Annotated in this window: 2 protein-coding genes and 1 pseudogene; 2 read left to right on the forward strand and 1 reads right to left on the reverse strand. The window is 63.1% G+C overall.

The window, feature by feature from the left end; all coding sequences use genetic code 11:
• A pseudogene (gene groEL, locus AC0L2A_RS36115) lies at window positions 1-186 on the forward strand (chaperonin GroEL); the annotation flags it as partial.
• Window positions 187-308: 122 nt separating this feature from the next.
• Window positions 309-1085 (forward strand): sulfite exporter TauE/SafE family protein, encoded by a 777-nt coding sequence (locus AC0L2A_RS36120; protein WP_065010507.1) that lies wholly within the window; start codon window positions 309-311, stop codon window positions 1083-1085.
• 250 nt (window positions 1086-1335) lie between these two features.
• On the opposite strand, the gene AC0L2A_RS36125 is transcribed toward AC0L2A_RS36120, so the two are convergent.
• Window positions 1336-1572 (reverse strand): EAL domain-containing protein (locus AC0L2A_RS36125; RefSeq protein WP_473612949.1); only part of this gene is annotated, 237 nt, incomplete at its 5' end.

Consider the following 1572-nt stretch of genomic DNA (forward strand, 5'->3'; position numbering starts at 1 on the left):
GTCAAGGTCGTGCGCACAGCGCTCCAGGACGCGGCCTCGGTCGCCGGCCTGCTGGTCACCACCGAAGCCATGATCGCTGAGGCTCCGAAGAAGGAGTCGGCTGGCGGCGGCATGCCGGCCGGCATGCCCGGCGGCGGCATGGGTGGCATGGGCGGCATGGGCGGTATGGGCGGTATGGATTTCTAAGGTCCACGCACCTCAACAATCTCCATGGGCGGCAGCGATGCCGCCCTTTTCTCTGACGCGGAGCCAAGCCGGATGCCACATCCACAGGGCTACATACGGTGGCACGTTCACGGCGGACACCAATGACTGACTTCATTCTGTTCGCCATAGTCGGCTTCCTCGCCCAGGCGGTTGACGGCGCGTTAGGCATGGCCTATGGCGCGATCTCCTCCACCGTGCTGCTCTCCTTCGGTGTTCCGCCGGCGCAGGCTTCGGCCGCGGTACACGCGGCGGAAGTGTTCACCACGGCCGCTTCCGGCACGGCGCACCACTACCACCGCAATATCGACTGGAAGCTGTTCTGGCGGCTTGCTCCTTTCGGCATTCTCGGCGGCTGCCTCGGCGCCTTCGTGCTGACCTCGTTCGACGGCGACATGGTGAAGCCCTACGTCACGACCTATCTCGCTGTGATCGGGCTCTGGCTGTTCCTCCGCTCGTTCCGCAAGATCCCCAGCAATCCGGTTCCTACCCGTCTTGTGGCGCCGCTGGGCACTGTCGGCGGCTTCCTCGACGCTGCAGGTGGCGGCGGATGGGGCCCGATGGTCGTGACCGGATTGCTCGGCGCCGGCGCGCCGCCACGCTACGTGATCGGCACTGTCAATGCGGCCGAGTTCCTGATCACGCTAGCGGTGTCCGTCACCTTCATCGTCGCGCTCGTCAGTGGGCACTGGCAGGAAGCGGGGGCGCTGTCGACACATGCAAGCTCGGTGCTGGGGCTGATCGTGGGCGGCATAGTCGCCGCTCCGCTTGCCGGATGGGTGCTCAAGGCGATTGCCGAGCGGACGCTTTTGCGGCTCGTCGGCTGCCTGATCATGCTGCTCGCTTTGTTCCAGACCGCCCAACAACTGGGATTCGTCTGACCTGAGCAAGCAGACTACCCTTCTAAGCCTTCGCTTTACTTCCGGACATCATGATCGGCGTAACCGAAGTGAATCGCGGACTGGAGGCGACTTGCCACCCTGGAAAACCTAACCTGCGCCACAAACAGCGTATGGCACGCCAGTGATCAACGCGTTTCCCATTTCCGCCTCGCCCGGCCCATCGGTCCTTTTACGCTCTGCTCGATGCAGTGACTGCTCTGCTCGATGCAGTGACTGATGACGGCGGCGATCAACATTGCTTCGCGTGCTCTTTTAGTGCCAATTCAAGCGCTTGGCTTAAAGGCACCGCCTTGGAGAATAGGAAGCCCTGAGCGGTTCTGCAGCCGAGCTTGTACAGAATTTGCCGGTCCGCCTCTGTTTCGACGCCCTCGGCCATGACATCGATCCCGAGCGCCCGACCAAGATCGATCACCGTTTTGACAAGCAGCCGGTCCTCCCGAGACTTGGCCAAGCCGCGAATGAAGCC

It is taken from the genome of Mesorhizobium sp. WSM4844, from assembly GCF_055811775.1.

Coding starts and splice junctions, on each gene's coding strand:
- AC0L2A_RS36120 (WP_065010507.1), top strand. CDS start 309: ATGACTGACTTCATTCTGTTCGCCATAGTCGGCTTCCTCGCCCAGGCG.